Origin of the sequence: Nostoc sp. C057, assembly GCF_013393925.1 — a bacterium.
In the GTDB taxonomy this organism is placed as follows: domain Bacteria; phylum Cyanobacteriota; class Cyanobacteriia; order Cyanobacteriales; family Nostocaceae; genus Nostoc; species Nostoc muscorum_A.
Window position 1 is genome coordinate 5202800 of the sequence record NZ_CP040281.1, and the last position, 18652, is coordinate 5221451.

17 protein-coding genes and 1 pseudogene are annotated in these 18652 nt (G+C 39.9%); 6 read left to right on the top strand and 12 right to left on the bottom strand.

The annotated features are described in order from the left end of the window. The first annotated feature begins 9 nt into the window (after nucleotides 1-9). The gene (locus tag FD724_RS22245; RefSeq protein WP_179074120.1) at nucleotides 10-864 is read left to right on the top strand and encodes an oxygenase MpaB family protein; all 855 of its coding nucleotides are present in this window, start codon (nucleotides 10-12) and stop codon (nucleotides 862-864) included. Here FD724_RS22245 and FD724_RS22250 read toward each other — a convergent pair. The 5 genes and pseudogenes from FD724_RS22250 to FD724_RS22270 form a co-directional block, all read right to left on the bottom strand. After that, nucleotides 861-1562 carry a Uma2 family endonuclease gene (locus tag FD724_RS22250; RefSeq protein ID WP_179074121.1) on the bottom strand — a complete coding sequence of 234 codons (702 nt, stop codon included), beginning with the start codon at nucleotides 1560-1562 and terminating at the stop codon, nucleotides 861-863. The two genes, FD724_RS22245 and FD724_RS22250, sit on opposite strands and share 4 nt — an antisense overlap. Before the next feature lie 81 nt (nucleotides 1563-1643). Then, on the bottom strand, nucleotides 1644-2597 hold the full coding sequence (locus FD724_RS22255) for a hypothetical protein (RefSeq protein ID WP_179074122.1): 954 nt from the start codon (nucleotides 2595-2597) through the stop codon (nucleotides 1644-1646). A 3-nt stretch (nucleotides 2598-2600) separates the two neighbouring features. Beyond that, nucleotides 2601-3716: a DUF3696 domain-containing protein gene (locus tag FD724_RS22260; protein ID WP_179074123.1), complete on the bottom strand. Its 1116-nt coding sequence runs from the start codon at nucleotides 3714-3716 to the stop codon at nucleotides 2601-2603. Beyond that, nucleotides 3713-4855, bottom strand: coding sequence for a DUF262 domain-containing protein (locus FD724_RS22265; RefSeq protein WP_179074124.1), 1143 nt, complete (start codon nucleotides 4853-4855; stop codon nucleotides 3713-3715). The genes FD724_RS22260 and FD724_RS22265 overlap by 4 nt, the downstream gene beginning before the upstream one ends. Before the next feature lie 421 nt (nucleotides 4856-5276). Next, nucleotides 5277-5405: pseudogene (locus FD724_RS22270) on the bottom strand (Uma2 family endonuclease); the annotation flags it as partial. A 177-nt stretch (nucleotides 5406-5582) separates the two neighbouring features. On the opposite strand from FD724_RS22270, the gene FD724_RS22275 reads away from it, so the two are divergent. After that, on the top strand, nucleotides 5583-7364 hold the full coding sequence (locus FD724_RS22275) for a M61 family metallopeptidase (RefSeq protein ID WP_179074125.1): 1782 nt from the start codon (nucleotides 5583-5585) through the stop codon (nucleotides 7362-7364). 136 nt (nucleotides 7365-7500) lie between these two features. On the opposite strand, the gene pyk is transcribed toward FD724_RS22275, so the two are convergent. After that, nucleotides 7501-9270 carry a pyruvate kinase gene (gene pyk / locus FD724_RS22280; RefSeq protein ID WP_114082851.1) on the bottom strand — a complete coding sequence of 590 codons (1770 nt, stop codon included), beginning with the start codon at nucleotides 9268-9270 and terminating at the stop codon, nucleotides 7501-7503. A 379-nt stretch (nucleotides 9271-9649) separates the two neighbouring features. Here pyk and crtR point away from each other — a divergent pair, with 379 nt between their 5' ends. The 3 genes from crtR to FD724_RS22295 all read left to right on the top strand — a co-directional run bounded on the left by crtR (nucleotide 9650) and on the right by FD724_RS22295 (nucleotide 11341). Beyond that, nucleotides 9650-10540 (top strand): beta-carotene hydroxylase, encoded by an 891-nt coding sequence (crtR, locus tag FD724_RS22285; RefSeq protein WP_179075592.1) that lies wholly within the window; start codon nucleotides 9650-9652, stop codon nucleotides 10538-10540. A gap of 62 nt (nucleotides 10541-10602) precedes the next feature. Then, a complete protein-coding gene (locus FD724_RS22290) occupies nucleotides 10603-10968 on the top strand; it encodes a papain fold toxin domain-containing protein (RefSeq protein ID WP_179074126.1) in 366 nt (121 codons plus the stop codon). Between the two features lie 13 nt (nucleotides 10969-10981). After that, entirely contained in the window at nucleotides 10982-11341 is a 360-nt protein-coding gene (locus tag FD724_RS22295; RefSeq protein ID WP_179074127.1) for a hypothetical protein, read from the top strand. 126 nt (nucleotides 11342-11467) lie between these two features. Here the strand turns inward: FD724_RS22295 and FD724_RS22300 are convergent, their stop codons facing one another. The 5 genes from FD724_RS22300 to FD724_RS22320 all read right to left on the bottom strand — a co-directional run bounded on the left by FD724_RS22300 (nucleotide 11468) and on the right by FD724_RS22320 (nucleotide 15090). Further along, the gene (locus FD724_RS22300; RefSeq protein WP_179074128.1) at nucleotides 11468-11716 is read right to left on the bottom strand and encodes a hypothetical protein; all 249 of its coding nucleotides are present in this window, start codon (nucleotides 11714-11716) and stop codon (nucleotides 11468-11470) included. After that, nucleotides 11713-12117 carry a type II toxin-antitoxin system VapC family toxin gene (locus tag FD724_RS22305; RefSeq protein ID WP_179074129.1) on the bottom strand — a complete coding sequence of 135 codons (405 nt, stop codon included), beginning with the start codon at nucleotides 12115-12117 and terminating at the stop codon, nucleotides 11713-11715. The genes FD724_RS22300 and FD724_RS22305 overlap by 4 nt, the downstream gene beginning before the upstream one ends. 6 nt (nucleotides 12118-12123) lie before the next feature. Further along, nucleotides 12124-12339: a hypothetical protein gene (locus tag FD724_RS22310; RefSeq protein ID WP_179074130.1), complete on the bottom strand. Its 216-nt coding sequence runs from the start codon at nucleotides 12337-12339 to the stop codon at nucleotides 12124-12126. 318 nt (nucleotides 12340-12657) lie between these two features. Further along, nucleotides 12658-13233 carry a Uma2 family endonuclease gene (locus tag FD724_RS22315; RefSeq protein ID WP_179074131.1) on the bottom strand — a complete coding sequence of 192 codons (576 nt, stop codon included), beginning with the start codon at nucleotides 13231-13233 and terminating at the stop codon, nucleotides 12658-12660. A 672-nt stretch (nucleotides 13234-13905) separates the two neighbouring features. Further along, nucleotides 13906-15090 carry a peptidoglycan-binding protein gene (locus FD724_RS22320; RefSeq protein ID WP_179074132.1) on the bottom strand — a complete coding sequence of 395 codons (1185 nt, stop codon included), beginning with the start codon at nucleotides 15088-15090 and terminating at the stop codon, nucleotides 13906-13908. A gap of 772 nt (nucleotides 15091-15862) precedes the next feature. Here FD724_RS22320 and FD724_RS22325 point away from each other — a divergent pair. Further along, the gene (locus tag FD724_RS22325) at nucleotides 15863-16306 is read left to right on the top strand and encodes a hypothetical protein (RefSeq protein ID WP_179074133.1); all 444 of its coding nucleotides are present in this window, start codon (nucleotides 15863-15865) and stop codon (nucleotides 16304-16306) included. A gap of 388 nt (nucleotides 16307-16694) precedes the next feature. Here FD724_RS22325 and FD724_RS22330 read toward each other — a convergent pair whose 3' ends face one another. Beyond that, nucleotides 16695-18647, bottom strand: coding sequence for a diguanylate cyclase domain-containing protein (locus FD724_RS22330; RefSeq protein ID WP_256874334.1), 1953 nt, complete (start codon nucleotides 18645-18647; stop codon nucleotides 16695-16697). Nucleotides 18648-18652 lie beyond the last annotated feature (5 nt).

Consider the following 18652-nt stretch of genomic DNA (forward strand, 5'->3'; position numbering starts at 1 on the left):
AAATTTCAGATGCTTCTCAATCGCTATAAAAATCTTCACCTAATTCAACAACTTGATCCAGTGCAAGATCATTGCCGGATTTATCACTTAATGAATGGCTATGAGTTTCCCTGGGATATGACGCGATCGCTCGAAGTTGCTTTGATGCGAACTTATTGCGTTCCTAGTATTTCTAAATTGCTGAATCAGACAGGAGAATTTACCCATTGTCCGCAAAAACGCTACGATGATACGTCAATAATTGTTGGAGAGATGATTAAGTGGGGCTATGATAGCGATCACGGCAAAGAAGCCCTGCAACGCATGAATGCCCTCCACGGACGCTTCAAGATTGACAACAACGATTTCCTGTATGTACTTTCAACCTTCATTTTCGAGCCTATCCGTTGGAATGTGCAGTTTGGTTGGCGGCTGATGTGCGAACAAGAAAAATTAGCGTCTTTTTACTTCTGGCGAGAAGTAGGTAAGCAAATGCAGATTCAGAATATCTCTGAAACCTACGAAGAATTCGAGCGCTATAACCTTGACTACGAACGCCAAAACTTCCGTTATTCAGATACAAATTGTCGAGTTGGGGAAGCTACGCGCGATTTATTTTTGAGTTGGTTTCCTTCATGGATGCGTTCTGCCATCAAACCAGGTATCTACGCTTTAATGGATGAGACAATGCTCGATGCCTTTGGTTTTCCCTATCCTTCGCCATTGCTGCGATCGGCTATGGTAAGTCTACTAAAAATCAGAGCCAAATTAATCCGGTTATTTCCGCCTCGGAATCAGCCTAATTTTTATATTGACTCTCCTATCCCCAGCTATCCCACTGGCTATGAAATTGCAAATGTGGGGCCACTTCATCCAAAAATCTAGGCTTCTGGTTCGATACCTAGCGATCGCAATTGAGCAGTTAAGCGATCGGCTCTTTCCTCACCAGTCAACAACAAATTACCTTGCAAATCCCACCAACGTAGCCAAGGTAATTCCATATTGTAATATTGTCCCTGCCAAATCCCTAACTCAACTCCTAAAGGATGTATGGGATAATGTCCGCGTTCATTTGCTGTTAATAACTGATATTGTCCACCAATTAATTCATAAACTTCTACGCTGGCTTTATTCACTTCATAAATGCCGTAGAAGGGAGGACGAATTACCTGCTCATAAATCCAAAATTTCCCCTTCCAAGGAGTTTTATCTCGCTCCTCGCTACCATCCCCAGAGACAAATTCTAATGCAATCAATGGGGCAATAAACTCTCGCCATAATACATAAGACCTACGTGTTTGTCCATCCAGAGTAGGTGGTACATTCCCTACATAGAACCAGTCTGGTGCTTCTGCGCCTTTTTCTGGAGGGTCAGTGATGCGCCAGTAGATACCACTATCTTGACCAATACAGTATTGCCCATTAGGATGACGTTTTTGCAATATCGGTTTAATCGAGTCTGTTAATAGAATACTTTGGGGATGTTCCTGAAAGTTTTTCACGAATGTACCGTCAGATTCAGGAAGCTGTGTATGGTCTGGGAACGGGGTGAGGGCGGTGGATGGGTCGGTTGCAGAGGTCATAAGACTACCTTTGCAGGAGTTAAGGGTTGTTTTTTAGTTTAGCAAGTGTAGATGATCGCTTTTTATAATTAGGCTTTAAGATTATTGGATTTTTGGCCCGATATACCCAATGATAATTTTATCTGGCCCTAATTCTTCAGAAAAATGAAGTCGCCAAGCTCCTGCACCAGTCATTCTTAGGTGCAAACTGAATATACGATACACATCATCAGGACACTTAAAGGTTAGCTTATCCTCTAAACTTTGAAGCCTAGAGTCACTTTCTGGAGTTGCTTTGCTAGGAATAAGGTCTAAATCAAAAGCTCCATCTGTCCAAGTTTTACAGTAGTTTTCTAGTTCAAACAACTTGTTTACAACCTGTCTGAACATTGGCGTTCGACAATAAAGGCTTTGGATCGGTTTGCTGACATTTTGGCAAAACTCCAGATTGGGAAATAATTCCTCTCTCCGATTCCAAAGATCCTCACCGTCGATAACTCCGGTACGAATACGTTTTTGTATCCATTCCCTGTGTTCCTGCACATGGTTGCTACGACTAATATGGATAATCTTTACAATGTAATCAATTACCTCTCCATCTTCATCAATTCGTCTGGCTGCGAGTTCTAGATGGCTTAAATCCCAGCATTCTTCAAAAAGCAAGCTAACTGCGATCGCATCAAGCATAAAAGCAATACCAAGTCCAATTGCGGCTTCTCCCTGATGCCAAAATTCAGACAAGCCAGCATTATTTTCAATCTCTTGAATATCTGAATTTGCAATATTAGTTGAGAAAGGACTTCCTGTTGCTAAAGTTCTAATAAAACCTCGTTCAACTTGATCAACTTCCCGATCATTAAGCCAACGACGTAAAGGATAGTCAGGTGCAAGTATAGTTGTATGAAAGTTATCTTTAGTGCGAAGATAGACTTTCACACCCTGAGCTTTGACTGCCTTTATAGTGTTAATGAAGTTCGACATCCATTGTCGCGCTGTTTGCTTATCAGAGGTAGGATTTTGCAGAGAAAGTTCATTTAATACTAGGTCAATCTCCACAATCTACTCTCCCGCAGGTTCTAACAAAACATCCAAGCTTTTTTCCCACTCATCAAAGAATCCATCAGGCCATCGATCAATTCTGCCATTCCGATCAATGCGTGGTGAAACTACTTTTGTCAAAGCTTGTCCTTGCTTTTCTTGTTGCTGAAAGTAATGCAACTGGACATAATGCTGGGGAATAATGCCACCATGAACCGCAAGACGAATCCCGTTTAAAACATGATCGCTATGAGTTTCTATCACAACCTGAATATCACAACTAGCTGCTAGTGCTAATAATTCTCCCATTTTGGCTTGTCCTCTAGGATGAAGATGAGCCTCTGGGTTTTCAACTAGGATTAGTGTACCAGGAGGAGATGAAAGTATAGCTACAATAATTGATAAAGTGTAGGTAATACCAAAACCAACGTTGGTTGCACGGTAACGATTACTATCTCCATAAAAATATTTAATAGTCACCAAACCCATCGCTGAGTTAGCTTCTATTTCTATACGTATACCAGGACTCACCTCTCTCATCCATGCTTCCACTTGATCTATCAGATTCATTGACTTTGCTTGTGGATAGCTGAGATTTGGTATGGGTATTGCTTCACGTCCATAAATATAGAGGAAATGCGCTGTATATTCTCCTCTAGTACCAATTTGTCTAAGTCTTCGGACTTGATAATCAGATATTTCATTAAATGAACGTGGGCCTATTCGTTCCGCTTGAAGGTAGTGAAAATATTTGCTAAAAATATATGATTGACGGATTTCAGATTCATTTGGTTCTGAAATTACATTTAAAACATCTTCTTCTTTCTTATCTGGGTTGTAATTAAAATCCCATATACCTTCATACTTTTCCCAGATAATCTCAAAGCTTATATGGTTATCTTTTGCACTCTCATAAAGGGCATCTTGTGCTGTACCAATACTTACTAATTCTCCATTTAGCGCCAAGCCAGTTTTTGGCAACAAATCCTGTTGATAAGATTGGCGTATTAGTAGTAGTGATTGAAGCACAGAGGATTTTCCAGTGCTGTTAAGTCCAGAGATTAGTGTTAAAGGTCTAAATTCAAGCAACTGATCTTCAAATTTTTTGAAGTTAATTAGACGAAGAGAACGAATCATAAAAGTATTTCCTGAATTATTTTACCAATAATCTCAAATCTATACTCAACTTTTTTAGCAGCTTGGGATATAGATGCAAGAAATTCTTTATCATTATCTACATATTGAATAAAAGTCTCAATTATTTTCTGTTTGTATTGCTTTAAAATTTGTATTTCTTTATCATTTAGTTGACTAAAGTATATTGACCAAGTTTCAAATAGAGATTTATTTAATGGAAACTTCCTATTATTTTTATAAGAGATTTTCCGAAAAGCCTTTTCTTCAAAAATATCATAAGCAGCCAGCATTGCTTTTTTAAATTTTTCCTTGAGATTTAGTAATTCAACATCAGTTAAATTATTTATTTTAGATAAAGCTTCACTTAAAAATACATCTCTAGTGTTTTCTTTATAATCTTTATATGAAGTAAGCATAAATGCAAGATAACCAACTATAAACTCTCGGTCATCCATACGCTTTTTTTTAGATTCACTAAGTGTAATTACTTTTATGAATTCTGAAGAATTTGCAAGTTCTCGCAAGAATTTATTGGCTTTACCTGGGTTTAGAGCATGACGCAGTTCTTGATTTGAAAGCCCTACACCTCCAGTATTAATCCTTTTGAAGATATTATATTTGACTTCTGTAGGAGTCCCTTTTTCAATTAAATAGACTGTAGGTTGAGTTTCTAAGATTCGCCGTTGATATCTTAGTTCTAGTTCATCATAAGTTTTACCATTAAGATTTGTGAGGTATTCTAGTCCACTTAGCTTAAGTCTATCTTTACTTTTATCACTAACAAAGTGCTTTAAAGCAGATAGACGTTGTAAACCATCAACAACTACCCATTTATCATCATTAGTAGCATCTATATAAAAAGCTGGTAATGGAATCCGAATCAGAAGAGACTCAATTAGTTTACTTTTAGCATCTAGATTCCATATATTTGCTTGACGTTGGAAATCAGGTGCTAAATCAAGTGCTGCTTCATCAATTCGTCTTAATAATTGTTCAATAGTTGGTTGCCTTGTCGTAATATTAATTTTATCAGGATCGTATTGAAAAGTAACTTTATCATATTGTTCCTCATCATTATTTTCTTCATCCAAAGTTTCTTCATCAGCTAATTCTGCATTGTAGTTATTCAAATCTGTCACAGCGCTTACTCCTTAGTATTAACACTAGTTTGTTCACTCAGTTATTAGTGATGCTTGGTGTTACTACATCAGCAAATGGGGGTTTTTAACTGGCGTACTTCAATCCTACTATCTCGCAAAATGACAGAGACGCAAAATTTTGCGCCTCTACGTAACTAGTTTATTACTTGTTTACCTTCCCCAGTTAAATCAAAAATTGGCGTGATCGCCTCCGGTAAAGTCACAGCGATCGCACCTTAAAGCTAAAAACCTATACTTCTAGTTCAACACCGAGCGATCGCACCTTCAACCAAAATACCTAACCTTCTGGCTCAACATGGAGCGATCAGACTTCTAACCCATACTTGAAAAATATTAGACTTCTGGTTCAACGCCGAGCGATCGCCTTTGGAATAAAATTACTTAACGAAGCAGAAGCGAATTAAGCTTCTGGTTCAATGGTGAGCGATCGCAATTGGGTAGTTAGGCGATGGGCTCTTTGTCTTTCCTGTTCGGCTCTTTCCTCACCAGTCAACAATAAATTACCTTGCAAATCCCACCAACGCAACCAGTGAAAATTAATACAAATATTTTGGAAGTTGCAAAGATTGCTTTGGCAGCAGGCGATCGGTTGCAATGTGGCAAATAAACTAGGTTTTGACTACCGCAACCAATAAAAGGCGAAACTTAACATGCAAATTTGTCATCATGAGAGAAATTACCTATCGATTATTAACTCAGCACCAAGATGACTGAAGCAACAGCAACTCGTCCCAACGCATATATCCAGGAAACTGGCCCAACGATTCATTACTTAGTAGCAATGTCTCAACCAGAAACCCATCTGTTTGAGGTAACTTTACGCATTGTCGATTACCCCTCGCCGATTCTCGATTTAAAATTGCCGGTATGGACACCCGGTTCTTACTTAGTTCGGGAATATGCCAAGAATTTACAGGATTTTGTGGTTTTTGCAGAGGATAAGCCTTTACCTTGGCGAAAAATCAGCAAAAATCACTGGCAGGTAGACAAAACAGGTGTTTCAGAATTAACTATACGTTACCGAATTTTTGCCAATGAGCTATCGGTACGGACAAATCACTTGGATGCAACCCACGGTTATTTCAATGGTGCAGCATTATTTTTTAGACTACCGGGCTGGGATAAGCAACCCATTCGCGTTACCATCGTACCACCATACCCAGAATGGCAGGTAACAACTGCTCTACCTCCCGTAGGTGAGGAAACAAATACTTTCTGGGCGAGCGATTTTGATACTTTGGTGGATACTCCCTTTGAAATTGGTAGCCATCAATTATATAAATTTGAGGTCTTAGGAAAACCCCATGAACTGGCAATTTGGGGGAAAGGTAATTACCAAGTTCAGCAGTTGATTGCTGATATCCAAAAAATTATTCAGGTAGAAGCGCAGATGTTCGGCGGTTTACCTTATGAACGATATGTGTTTCTGCTACATTTATTTAGCCAAGCTTTTGGCGGTTTGGAGCATAAAGACTCTTGCTCGTTAATTTACCAGCGTTTTGGGTTTCGCGCTCAGGAAAAATACGATCGCTTTATCCAATTAGTTGCACACGAATTCTTTCACTTGTGGAATGTCAAACGAATTCGCCCAAAAGCATTAGAAGTTTTTGATTATGACCAAGAAAACTACACACCATCATTATGGTTTTGTGAAGGTACTACTAGTTACTATGACTTGTTAATTCCTTTGCGGGCAGAAATTTATGATGTTAAGTCGTATTTGAATAACTTGAGCAAAGAAATTACCAGATATGAAACGACACCGGGGCGCAAGGTACAACCCGTTTCCGAGTCGAGTTTTGATGCCTGGATTAAACTCTATCGCCCCGATGCCAATAGCGGTAATTCTCAAATTTCTTACTATTTAAAGGGAGAAATGGTATCGTTGTTGCTGGATTTACTGATTCGTTCTACTCACGACAATCAACGCTCCCTCGATGACGTAATGCTGAAAATGTGGCAGCAATTTGGGAAAGATGAAATTGGCTATACTCCAGAACAGTTGCAGGAAGTTATAGAATCTGTCGCCGGAATTGATTTGACTGATTTCTTTAAACGCTACATTGATAGTACTGATGATTTACCTTTTAATCAGTATCTAGAACCCTTTGGTTTGCATTTGGTAGCTGAACAGCAGGAAGAACCTTATCTGGGTGTGAGAATAAATACAGAGAATGGGCGGGAGATGATTAAGTTTGTGGAAACTGATTCACCTGCACAAGTAGGGGGAATTGATGCAGGTGATGAGTTGTTAGCAATTGACGGGATTAAGGTAGCGGCGGGTAGTTTAAGCGATCGCCTGAAAGATTACCAAGCAAACGATACCATCCAAGTCACAGTTTTCCATCAAGACGAACTGCGTACTTATTCCATTACCCTCGCGTCACCGCATCCAACTCGATATCAGCTAAAACCTGTTGATCATCCTGACTCTACACAGCAGAAAAACTTTGCTGGATGGCTTGGGGTTGCGATCGCAACTGTTTGATAAAGGGATTGGGCATGGGGCATTGGGCATGGGGTATTGGTTATTAATTCTTCCTCTGCCTCCCCTGCTCCCCTGCTCCCCTGCTCCCCTGCTCCCCTGCTCCCCTGCTCCCCTGCTTCTTCCCCATTCCCCACTTCTAAGGCGTTCTCACTGCCCCAGAGTAAATCAAACCCCGTTGCAGATCGAGCGTTATAATCGCCCCATCGCGAATCACCTGCGTTGCCTGCTTCACGCCAACAATCACTGGCACACCGAGACGTAAGCCAATCACCGCCGCATGACTTGTGAGACTTTCTTCTTCCGTAATAATCCCGGCAGATTTCCGAATAGCCTCAACAAAATCAGCACTAGTGCGCGGTGCAACTAATATGTCTCCAGGATTAAAGTTACTAACATCCATGCCAGTATTAGCTACCCGTGCGCGACCACTCACTAAACCTTGTCCTAATCCAATTCCGTGACCTAGTACCGCCGTCACCACCTCAACCTTAATCAAATCTGTGGAGCCGGAAATTCCCTGGAGTGTGCCAGCAGTCATCACTACTAAATCACCCTCAGAAAGTAACTTCAACTCCTGAGCCACATTAATCGCAGCTTGGAATGTCTGACCTGTGGAAGGTAATCCTAGCACCAATAGCGGTTTTACTCCCCATACCATTTGTAGCTGCCGCGCTACATTCACGTGGGGGGTAACAGCCAAAATCGGTGTATTGGGACGGAATTTAGAGACATTGCGAGCTGTAGCCCCAGTTTGCGTTAGGGTCATAATTGCCGCTGCACCTAGTTGTTCGGCAATTTGACCTACAGCTTGACTAATCGCATTAGGAATGGAGCGTCGAGCATCTCTCACGGAACGCAAGTTTAAGTGTTGGGCTTCTTCCTGCTCCATCCGCTCGGCAATCCGCGCCATCGTCGCCACTGCTTCTACAGGAAAGCTACCCACAGCAGTTTCATTGGAGAGCATCACCGCATCAGTGCCGTCTAAAATGGCGTTTGCCACATCCGACACTTCCGCGCGAGTGGGACGAGGATTGCTCACCATGCTGTCTAACATCTGGGTGGCGGTGATGATGGGAATCCCTAAGCGATTTGCCGTAGCAATTAGCCGCTTTTGGAGTACCGGAACATCTTCTGCTGGCAATTCTACGCCTAAATCGCCTCTGGCAACCATCACGCCATCACACAAAGCCAGAATCGCCTCCATTTGTTCAATGGCTTCATGTTTTTCAATTTTGGCAACCACCGGCACTTGCTTGCCTGTACTGGAAATTAGTTCTTTAATTTCGATCATGTCCTGCGGATTGCGGACAAAGGAAAGTGCCACCCAATCTACACCCTGATCTAGACCAAACATCAGATCCTCTCGGTCTTTGTCGGTCATTGCTTTAATTGACAGGTAAACGCCGGGAAAGTTTACGCCTTTATTGTTAGAAAGTTTACCAGGCACGGTGATGCGACAATGCAAATCACCTTTGTCTCGGTTAATCTCCTCCACGACCATTTCTACTCGTCCATCATCGAGGAGGATTTTTGCACCAACTGGGACTTCTTCGGCTAAATAATCGTAGGTGACGCAGCTAATTTCCTGTGTGCCTACCACCGGACGATTTGTCAAGGTGAAGCGATCGCCTTTTGCCAAAACTATAGACCCGTTGTCAAACTTCCCCAAGCGAATTTTTGGGCCCTGCAAGTCTTGGAGAATGGCCACTGGCTGATTTAATTCAAAAGCGGTTTGCCGAATTAAGCGAATACTACGCTGATGGTCGGCATGAGTTCCGTGGGAGAAGTTTAGCCGCAGCGTCGTGGCTCCCGCTTCAATAATCGCCTTGAGCATTTCAGGACTGCTAGTGGCGGGGCCAATAGTAGCGACAATTTTTGTCCGGCGCAGAGAATCTCTTAATTGCATAGGGGCTGAAGTGAGGGAGCTATCTGGGAAGTCATCGTAACTTAAGTTGCATCTCCTTTTCAGTCACTGCTATACCAATAGATATAAGCAGTTAGAGAGGTTTTATGGGAGAGTGAGGGCTGTGGGATAGACTAGATATAGTACATCAATCTTGTATCCATCCTCCCAACGAAAGAGTTTATCCCATCAACTTTTTGACAATTGCCATACCCCACTTATCAGTAAAGATTAGTTCTTGTCTGGAATCATAGCGTTATTCATCTACTGATATGCAAAGCTGTGGATAAATATTGCTATACAAAAGGTTACAAAACTTTATTCTTCACTAATATTTATCGTATATTCGTAATGTTTGATTAAGAAGGAGTCAATGTTAGAGATGATCGCATCGGAGGCACGAAAGCCACTGACAATCCCGCCAAAGGAATTTTTAGCGCCTCCTGGTGATTTTAATCCCACGCTATTGCTGTTTTTGGTAGCTGTAGCAATGCTGGTGTTATCTAACTTTGGTTACTGGCTTTGGGAATGGCCCCACTGGCTCTGCTTTAGCGTTAACACTATTGCCTTGCATTGTGCTGGGACGGTTATTCACGACGCTTGTCACCAATCTGCCCATCGCAACCGGGTGATGAATGCGATGTTAGGGCATGGCAGTGCGTTGATGCTAGCTTTTGCTTTTCCAGTGTTTACGCGGGTGCATTTACAGCATCATGGCCATGTCAACCATCCCAAAGACGACCCAGATCATTATGTCTCTACGGGTGGCCCACTGTGGCTGATTGCGGTGCGGTTTTTGTACCATGAGGTGTTTTTCTTTCAACGGCGACTGTGGCGGAAATATGAACTACTGGAATGGTTCGTCAGCCGCTTAATTGTCGGTGTAATTGTTTATATATCAGTGCAATACCACTTTTTGGGTTACATTCTCAATTTTTGGTTTATACCAGCTTTTGTAGTGGGCATAGCACTGGGATTATTTTTCGACTATTTGCCTCATCGTCCTTTTGCGGAGCGCGATCGCTGGAAAAATGCTCGCGTCTACCCGAACCAAGTTCTCAATATTCTGATTATGGGACAGAATTACCACTTAATTCATCATCTGTGGCCTTCTATTCCTTGGTATAATTATCAACCTGCATACTATGTAATGAAGCCCCTGTTAGATGAAAAAGGATGTTATCAAACTTCAGGATTGTTGCAGAAAAAGGACTTTTTTGAGTTTGTTTACGACATCTTTCTAGGGATTCGCTTTCATCATCAAAAAGAATAGAGTTATTGTATACAGCTATCGCCCACTAATGGCTAGCACTGGGAAATTGACACAAGTACATCATGACCAAGGCTAGCCTTCAAAGTCAACTGAGTGCGATCGCTTCACAATTCCAAGTTTTTCAATGTGTTTCCTGTGCTATTGCCCTGCGCCAATTCCTGATTAATCAAAACATTTCTGGTAAACAGATTAGTCTGTTCACAGGTAGTACAGAAGATCCTTTCTGCAACATTTACCATGAACGCCTCCAACAAAACATTTCTATTAATGGGCTACATGAAGCGATCGCCGTTGAAATTAATGGGCAAGAACTCATTTTTGACAACATCCACCCTGAAGGAATTTCCAGAGTAGACTGGATTAATAACCTATACTGCCCTGCTCTAGATTTAGGCGGCAATTTCCAAATCACCGAAACCGATTTTTAAGCAAGAGGGACAGATGGTTGATTTATATGACCTAATCCACAATATACGCAAACGTCCTGCTATGTATTTAGGACGACCTTCTATATCCAATCTCCGCACTTTTCTTGCAGGTTACTGCTTTGCCCGTCGCCAGATAGCAATCCCTCAAACACAACAAGAACAGGAATTTTCAGGATTTCAAACCTGGATTCAGCAGAGGTTTAATTTAACTTCCAATCAGACTTGGGATCAGATTATTTTATTTTTTTCCCAAGATGAACACACTGCACTAGATCAGTTTTTCAAATTGTTTGATGAATTCATTCAAACAGAACATCCTAGAGAACTTCAACCGAATACAACGAATAATTTATTGACATCCTCACCGCCGTGAACGCACTCTTAAGAAGGAGTAATGAGTAATAAGTAATAAGTAATGAGTAAATACCCATTTTTCATCCACTCATTACTCATTACTCCTTGACGAGTTACTTTAAAGCCGTGCTGGAAACACGGGGTTTTAAACCCATTTTTCTGATAATGGTTTCAGGAACCCAAGATTAAAAGAAGCTTGAAATGGATGCTTTAGTGCAAGAACTCTATACAAATCTTTGATTTCAATAACCACACCTGGAGCGATCATTGCTAGGATACTGCCAACGCTGGGTATTAATGGAAGTAAATCAGGTAGGCGATCGCTCTCCAAACAAAGCCAAATAAGTAATTTTGGTTGGTGATGGATGCGAGCGATCGCAGTAATTAAACTCACACAGAACGCCAATTTTCGATTTGCAAGTTAGGTACTCTTTGAAATTCTCGGACATTAGATGTCACCACAATATGATTATTGATTACTGCGGTGGCTGCTACAAGTACATCATAAGCACCAATCGGTGAACCAGCTAATTTAAGAAAGCTTCTGATCTGGGCTGCTTGTTCTGCTTCTTTTGAATCAAAAGGTAAAATTGTAATTGAATCTAATAATATTTCAATAGTTGATTGGATTTTAACAGCGCGTTGTGGGTTTATAGCTAATCCATATTTCACCTCCATAATTGTTAGAGATGAAACAAAAATTTCATTAGGGTAGATTAACTTTATTCGCTTGAGGGTGTTTTCTTCTCCTTTGACAAAATCACTAATGACGCAAGTATCCAGTAAATAACCCATATATAATTAAAGTTCTATTTCGTTCGGTGGTATCAGTTCCTCTCGATATGATTCAAAAATAATACTTTCTTTTATACCTGAATATTGCATGATTATTTCTGGCCATTGGCTGGGTTTAGTTTCTAAGAAGGTGACAAACACTAAACTTTCAGTGATACCTTCTGGTGTTTCAGCTAATTCAATTTTGCCGTTTTTATAAATTCCTTGAATTTTTTTTAACATATAGCTTACCTCCTACATAAATTTTAATCCATAGGACTCATATTTGATTGTTTAAAAAATTCAGTATAACTCAAAGAGGCTTCTTGACTATTGCCTGACTACGCAAATAATTTCATAAATGAAATCGGATCGCTATATAAAAATAACCTCTGAAATTGATCGCCTCGAAAGTTTCCCGAAAGTGCGATCGCTTACATTGGGTGACTGTAAATAACCACGTAACTTAGCACAACTGTATCCAATTAAATCCTCTAGGTTATTTAAGTAAACGCAGAGTTTTACGTCTTGTCATAACTAGCAGAAGGGATGGTCTATTTTTTAACCAACATTACCCGCAGACAAAACTTGTTCAACTGTAAGTGCAATTTCCGGGAAAGTTGCAGACACAATTTGCTGGCTCCCGCTAAACTGTTTTTCCTCGTACAATCCTTCTGACAACAATAAAATCGTAATTTTTGACTCTATTGGATCTACAATCCAATATTCAGAAATCTCTAACGCTGCATATTCAGAACGTTTATATCGATAATCGCGTTTTACTGAATCAGGACTGACAACTTCCACTACTAATATCGGCGCAGACTGACAAACAGCAGACTCATCAAGGAATTCCATTACCTGTTCAGCCCTTACAACATAAACATCAGGCAATCTTGACTTTCGCCATCCTGTTCTTACCCCTGCCTCTCTAAAGCATAGCCAAGGTAAACTCAAGCGATTGATTTCTGCCTTAAAGTTATCCTGAATAAAGTCAGAAATTAGTAAATGTCTAAATGTTGGTGGATTCATGCGTTCTAGTTTCCCATCCACCAGTTCATAACGGCTATCAGTACCATCGTTATAAGCGAGATATTCTTCAAAAGAGTATAGACGCTCTGTGGTTGTGTGTGTCATCGCGCAACTTTTAAATAAAGGTTTTTTTGAGGTAGTACTCAAAAAATCATGAGTAATTGCACATTAGCTTGTAGTAGCGTTTAAACGTGTAGGTAAATAAAAAATCTGTATAATTTTATCACCGACAAAACACGATTTTATCGTTAGCTACTCAACACTTTGGAAAAAATAAAGTTGTATATATAATTTAATTATACTACTATCCCAAAAAAATCCAAAAGTTCTACTGTGGCACAATTTTATGCGATCGCATTTACTAAAAATCAAAAAAGTGATTTCTATCTGACTTACTTCTTTGTAAACACTCTGCGGGAAGCAAACTAAGTTTCCTCAATTCAAGCAGCAAAAGAGTGCGTAGGCGCAGGCCGCCGTAGGCATCGCACTTTTACTTGTTATAAGCTAATCGGCATTTAAGTTGCATAAAGGTAGGGCTGAAGCCCTTACTACAAGCGAATCATTCTGGAAAAATGAATGACGATTAGCTTACCCCTCTTCTGTCACTCTCCGAAAACATTTGCCTTTTCTAAAATCTAGAGCTTTTGTATAGCAAGCGATTGCACGATTATTTTCTAATAACAAATACAAGACCTATTTTTTTCTAATAGTATAGCTTGTATCGATTGCCTCATGAGGCTTCTAGCGATTGCCTTCCCGGAAAGTGACAGAAGAGGGTTACAACCCTAATTTTTTCCTAGTCTTCGAGTCAACAATTCCAGTCTCATGTAAGCCCTTATCCTTTTGAAACGATTTGACTGCCTCTTCAGTGGCCAAGTCAAACCTGTTAGGATCAGTTGTAATAAGCTTAAGCTGTACTTTAAGCTTTTTCACCTCTTCACCCTCACTTCCAATTTTTAGCGGTTCTTTTGCTCCAGTAGCAACAGCGGCTTTTTTCGCAAGATAGGCTCCTTGACTGATACCAAATATTGACAATATCGTCGTATCTACATCAGGTAATGTCACCAAACGATGGAGTTCGAGGACACCTAGAAAGTTAATTAGCTGTAGTAGATAAACCACAACGGCAAGGAGAGTAATAAAACTCATTTGGAGATCGCCAAAGTCTATATTTTCATCATCATCATCAGTGAAAAAATCACTCAGACTTCCATTATCCTTACTACTACTCAGTTTACTATTCGGTTTGCTGTTAACTTGACTTTGAGTAATAACTTTTGCTCCCCCATAGGTCAAAGCACTTAATCCTGATAGAAGCAAAAGGTTCTGAGGGATGCCGATTCCCCCAACAAATCCTAGACCACCATGTATGACACGCAAAGAACTTAAGGAGATGTAACCTACTAGAAGAACAAAAAACCAAATTGCCATTTGAGACTTAGAATTACTAAGCCGATTGTCCTGACCAAGAAAAATTTTATTCAAGTTTTTTCCGCACGCAAACTGTACAATCAAATAGGAAATCAGATAAAGCGCAATTCCAGTAATTATAAGTGCAGAAAACCTCTCTATGCCATTGTTTACTGATTTCATCACAGAAATACTTGTAAGATCCTTTTCAGAGGTGTAAGCAATATTAACCTTATCGCCACTCGAAAATCCTTGCAAAGTTGCTTTAAGCTCTGGCTTGTTGACAGAAATGGTTATTGGATCAGAATTGTTGGTAGAATTGCACTGAACTTGTAAACTAGATTGGTCTGCGGCAATAGACTCAATTATCAGATTTTTAATAATCTCATTTGTCTTTGTATCAGGTTTGGGACAAGTTTGGTCGCCAGTTTGGGCAATGGCATATGTTGTAAAAATTCCAAAAAGAAATGTTACAAAAAGCAATGGTATTATCAAATATCGCCTGAAGAATTTCTTCAGGTTGAGACCTTTTTTACCACTAACAAATTTCATGTTTTTAATCCCTGAAATTTAAATGATTGTGTGTCACCCGAAGGATAATTTGCCCGGGGCGGAAAGCATAACTTTCTGCCAAGGTGTATCTAAAATTATTGACAATGAGGAATGTAGAAATCAGGGATTGTGAAACCCTAAAAATACCCTTTTCAACATGCCGTGAAAAGTCAGATTAGTTTGAGATTTTCTATATTACAATCGGTCATTAATTTTAGTTAAATGAGTTTTAATAGTTAAAATAATACACTTTGCAATACCTCTAAAGCAATGGAAGTTTGCCAACTTAAGCCCAGGGAAATTAAGAATTATTACAATTATTGCTCTAAACCATCAGTAGAAATCTCTTCAATAACTGAGAAATTGAGAATTTTGAGCAAAGTAAAAGATTGATTTTTCGCCCAAAAGAACGAAAAATTATCTAAAACTCAGCAAAGCCAATTTAGTTACATATTATTAAAACTGCGTGTTTTATGAGATTGTAGTATTTAAAATTACACTCATTGTTCACTATACTCTGTTCAATCTCTATCTGATATCCATATACTCTGACTATCAAAAATTACTGTTGAATAACATTCCTAAAATCAAAGTACTGGAAGTGTAATTTGAGCGCATCCACTTTTGGAAGAAATATAATAAGCACCCCTATATGGGTTGTATAAAAAACTATCTGCCAAAACCGGATGCTCATTAAAAGTTGTGATTTCCCTCTCGGCTGACTCTCTTTTTTGCTTAAAGTGTTGCGGAAATAAAATCCAACTGTTTCTTTATGCTTCCAAAACAACGCATACGTGGTGTAATCCTTACGCCTAAAGGATTACATAAACTTGAGTTAGCAAAACAACAAACAGAATTTAATGAAAACGGCAATAAGCGATTTACACTCATCAATCTGAGTGTTAAGACAGGTTTAGACTCTCATACCCTGTGTAAGATTTTAAGCTGTGGCAACAAAGTTGATCGATACTCTCTCACTCGATGTTTTCAGGCATTCAAAATATTATTAGAGCCGGATGATTATGATGTCGCCACAATTCCACTGCTCATAAATAGCTCAGAGTTACAACAGCGAGAAACCTGCAAGGATAAGACTTTAGGCAGAGAGGAAGACAAAAAACTTGGATTACAGTTGAACTTAGATGTAAATGAGGTCAACTTGCCCATGACTCCACCTGAAGAAATTCGCTCAAGAGGAATAACACTGCTGGAATAATTATCGGGAGAATCTTTACTAAAAGCAGTTAAATTTTTAGAATACCTTTCTCAAGAGTCTTTACCGCTAAGTCAAAACAAGCTTGAACATAGCAACGGTGTTGCGAAGAATATTAGGCTCAATTAAACTAAAAAGATTTTTCAACAACCATCAAAATAACCTCTGGAAGCGATCGCACCTTTAATTGGTACTATTCCTACACTTAGAGAATAACGAACCGCAGAGGCGCAGAGGACACGGGGAAATCAGAGTTTGAGAAATATTTTGCGTTAGTCCTAACAAAGAATAGAGTTGTTGTATGAAGGGATGCCTAGGTTGGGCTGCGCCAACGGGTCAAAAATCTTTGATTTCATATAACCACATTTGGAGCGATCGCTGCTAGAACCTGCTAAGACTGGGTATCAATTGGAAGGAAATCAGCCGTACAATAGCGATCGCGCCCCTTTTGTTTGGCATTGTACATTGCTTGATCGGCTGAAGCGATAAGTGTATCTGGCTTGATGTCCCAAGTGGGTATTACAGAACTAATACCCAAACTAAGTGTGACGATATCCTTGATATCAGACTTTGCATGAGGAATGGCCTGATCGTGAATTGCTTGTTGAATACTTTCTGCTACTTTGATCGCTCCTACTAAGTCAGTATTGGGGAGTAGTACCGAAAATTCTTCTCCTCCGTAACGCGCTACTAGATCAGCAGGACGATGAACTGTCTGTTGCACTGTTTGCGCTATTCTGATTAGACAATTATCGCCTCCAATATGCCCATAGTAGTCGTTGTAAGATTTGAATTTATCAACATCCAATAAAATCAGTGACAGGGGTTGTTGTTCTTGTCCAAGGCGTTTCCATTCTGCTTGCAGTCGTCCATCAAAGCAGCGACGGTTAGCCACCTGAGTCAAACCATCTAGATTTACCAGTTGTTCTAGTTTCTGATTTGCATCTTCTGCTTTTTCTTTAGCAATTAGTAACTCTGCTGTTCTCTCTTGTACCCGTTGTTCTAAAGTTTCAAAAGATGTTTGTAACTGAAGTGCCATATTGTTAAACGATTTTGCCAGTTGACCTATTTCGTCTTTTGAGCTAATTTTGGCGCGGATGTCTAAGTTACCTGCGGTAAACTGGAAAACTATATTGGTAAGGGAAATTATTGGCTTTGTTAGCACTTGCCCAATGGCAAAAGCAATGATTGTCACTACTGAAGCGATAATTGCAAATAGAAACATTGCGTCACGAATTTGCTTTTCTACAGGTGCTAGGGCAACAGCAAGGGGTTGTGCGAACAACACAGACCAAGGTTTATATTTTAAACGAGCGATCGCAATCAGATTAACCTGACTACCTGTTGCTGACAAAGATGTAATTAAATCCGACTGTTTATTATCCAATGCTTGCTTAAGTTTTGACTCATTAGTTGCCAATTCTTTGACAGGATAATTAGGCAAACGTCTTTCTTGTTGCAGTTGAGTTACAACATCGGCAGGCAGAGGCACAATTGATTTAAAAAGCAGTTCTGAGGCAGTGCTATGTGCCAGATAAATATTATTTTCATCTAAAAGAATAGCAAATGATTTTACCCCAGCTCGTTCAGTTTCTCTAGTTACTAACTGCTGAACAACAGTCGCATTGTATGAAACACGCAATACACCCAATATATCTCCCTTGGCATTGCGAACTGGACTGCTAAAAAACAGGGTAATAAGGTCAGGAATTGTCGGCGATCGCTTCATGCTAGAAACAAAAGATAACCCAGTTTCTAGCGGTTTTTTAAAATAATCTTCAACTGATTCATCTTTGCCAATATTCGGTGTTGTATATGTATCCAATACATTTTTCCCGTTTAAGTCGAGCAAAGAGTATGAGATAATATTGAGCATATCTTTGCGACTGAGACGGATTAATGTTTCTGTCGCCAATTTCATTTCGGGACTGTCATCTCGCTGTTTTGGAGTTAGGCTGAGGTAGCGTGCCAAACCTGGTAAAATCGCCTCTACACGCACGGCATTGAGATTTCCATAAATAAAGGCATCTATTCTGTTAGCAGTTTCGTTAGCCGCCGCAGATAGCAGGGCGAACGCACGGGATTTCTGAAACCCTTGCTGGGCAAGGATCTTGATGAAAAAATAGGCTAAATTAAAAAACGCCAAAACCCTTGCTATTAAAGGATTCTTATACTTTAGATGCGTTTGCCCTGCCGCAGATAGGGCTTGTTTCGCATTGTCAGTTAGTGCTTTTTCAGTTGTCTGTTTGTTGATAAATGACAATAACAGCAACGGAATCAAAGCAACAATCAGAAACGAAGTGATCAACTTTGTACGGATGCCGCCCAAAAGAGATTGCTTCATGGCTT

Excerpts from the sequence above, each read along its gene's own strand:
- FD724_RS22295 (WP_179074127.1), top strand. The coding sequence starts at position 10,982 with ATGGTTGATTTATATGACCTAATCCACAATATACGCAAACGTCCTGCT.
- FD724_RS22275 (WP_179074125.1), top strand. The coding sequence starts at position 5,583 with ATGACTGAAGCAACAGCAACTCGTCCCAACGCATATATCCAGGAAACT.
- FD724_RS22330 (WP_256874334.1), bottom strand. The coding sequence starts at position 18,647 with ATGAAGCAATCTCTTTTGGGCGGCATCCGTACAAAGTTGATCACTTCG.
- FD724_RS22305 (WP_179074129.1), bottom strand. The coding sequence starts at position 12,117 with ATGGGTTATTTACTGGATACTTGCGTCATTAGTGATTTTGTCAAAGGA.
- FD724_RS22320 (WP_179074132.1), bottom strand. The coding sequence starts at position 15,090 with ATGAAATTTGTTAGTGGTAAAAAAGGTCTCAACCTGAAGAAATTCTTC.
- FD724_RS22310 (WP_179074130.1), bottom strand. The coding sequence starts at position 12,339 with ATGTTAAAAAAAATTCAAGGAATTTATAAAAACGGCAAAATTGAATTA.
- FD724_RS22315 (WP_179074131.1), bottom strand. The coding sequence starts at position 13,233 with ATGACACACACAACCACAGAGCGTCTATACTCTTTTGAAGAATATCTC.
- FD724_RS22325 (WP_179074133.1), top strand. The coding sequence starts at position 15,863 with ATGCTTCCAAAACAACGCATACGTGGTGTAATCCTTACGCCTAAAGGA.
- pyk (WP_114082851.1), bottom strand. The coding sequence starts at position 9,270 with ATGCAATTAAGAGATTCTCTGCGCCGGACAAAAATTGTCGCTACTATT.
- FD724_RS22260 (WP_179074123.1), bottom strand. The coding sequence starts at position 3,716 with ATGATTCGTTCTCTTCGTCTAATTAACTTCAAAAAATTTGAAGATCAG.
- FD724_RS22290 (WP_179074126.1), top strand. The coding sequence starts at position 10,603 with ATGACCAAGGCTAGCCTTCAAAGTCAACTGAGTGCGATCGCTTCACAA.
- crtR (WP_179075592.1), top strand. The coding sequence starts at position 9,650 with ATGATCGCATCGGAGGCACGAAAGCCACTGACAATCCCGCCAAAGGAA.
- FD724_RS22245 (WP_179074120.1), top strand. The coding sequence starts at position 10 with ATGCTTCTCAATCGCTATAAAAATCTTCACCTAATTCAACAACTTGAT.
- FD724_RS22250 (WP_179074121.1), bottom strand. The coding sequence starts at position 1,562 with ATGACCTCTGCAACCGACCCATCCACCGCCCTCACCCCGTTCCCAGAC.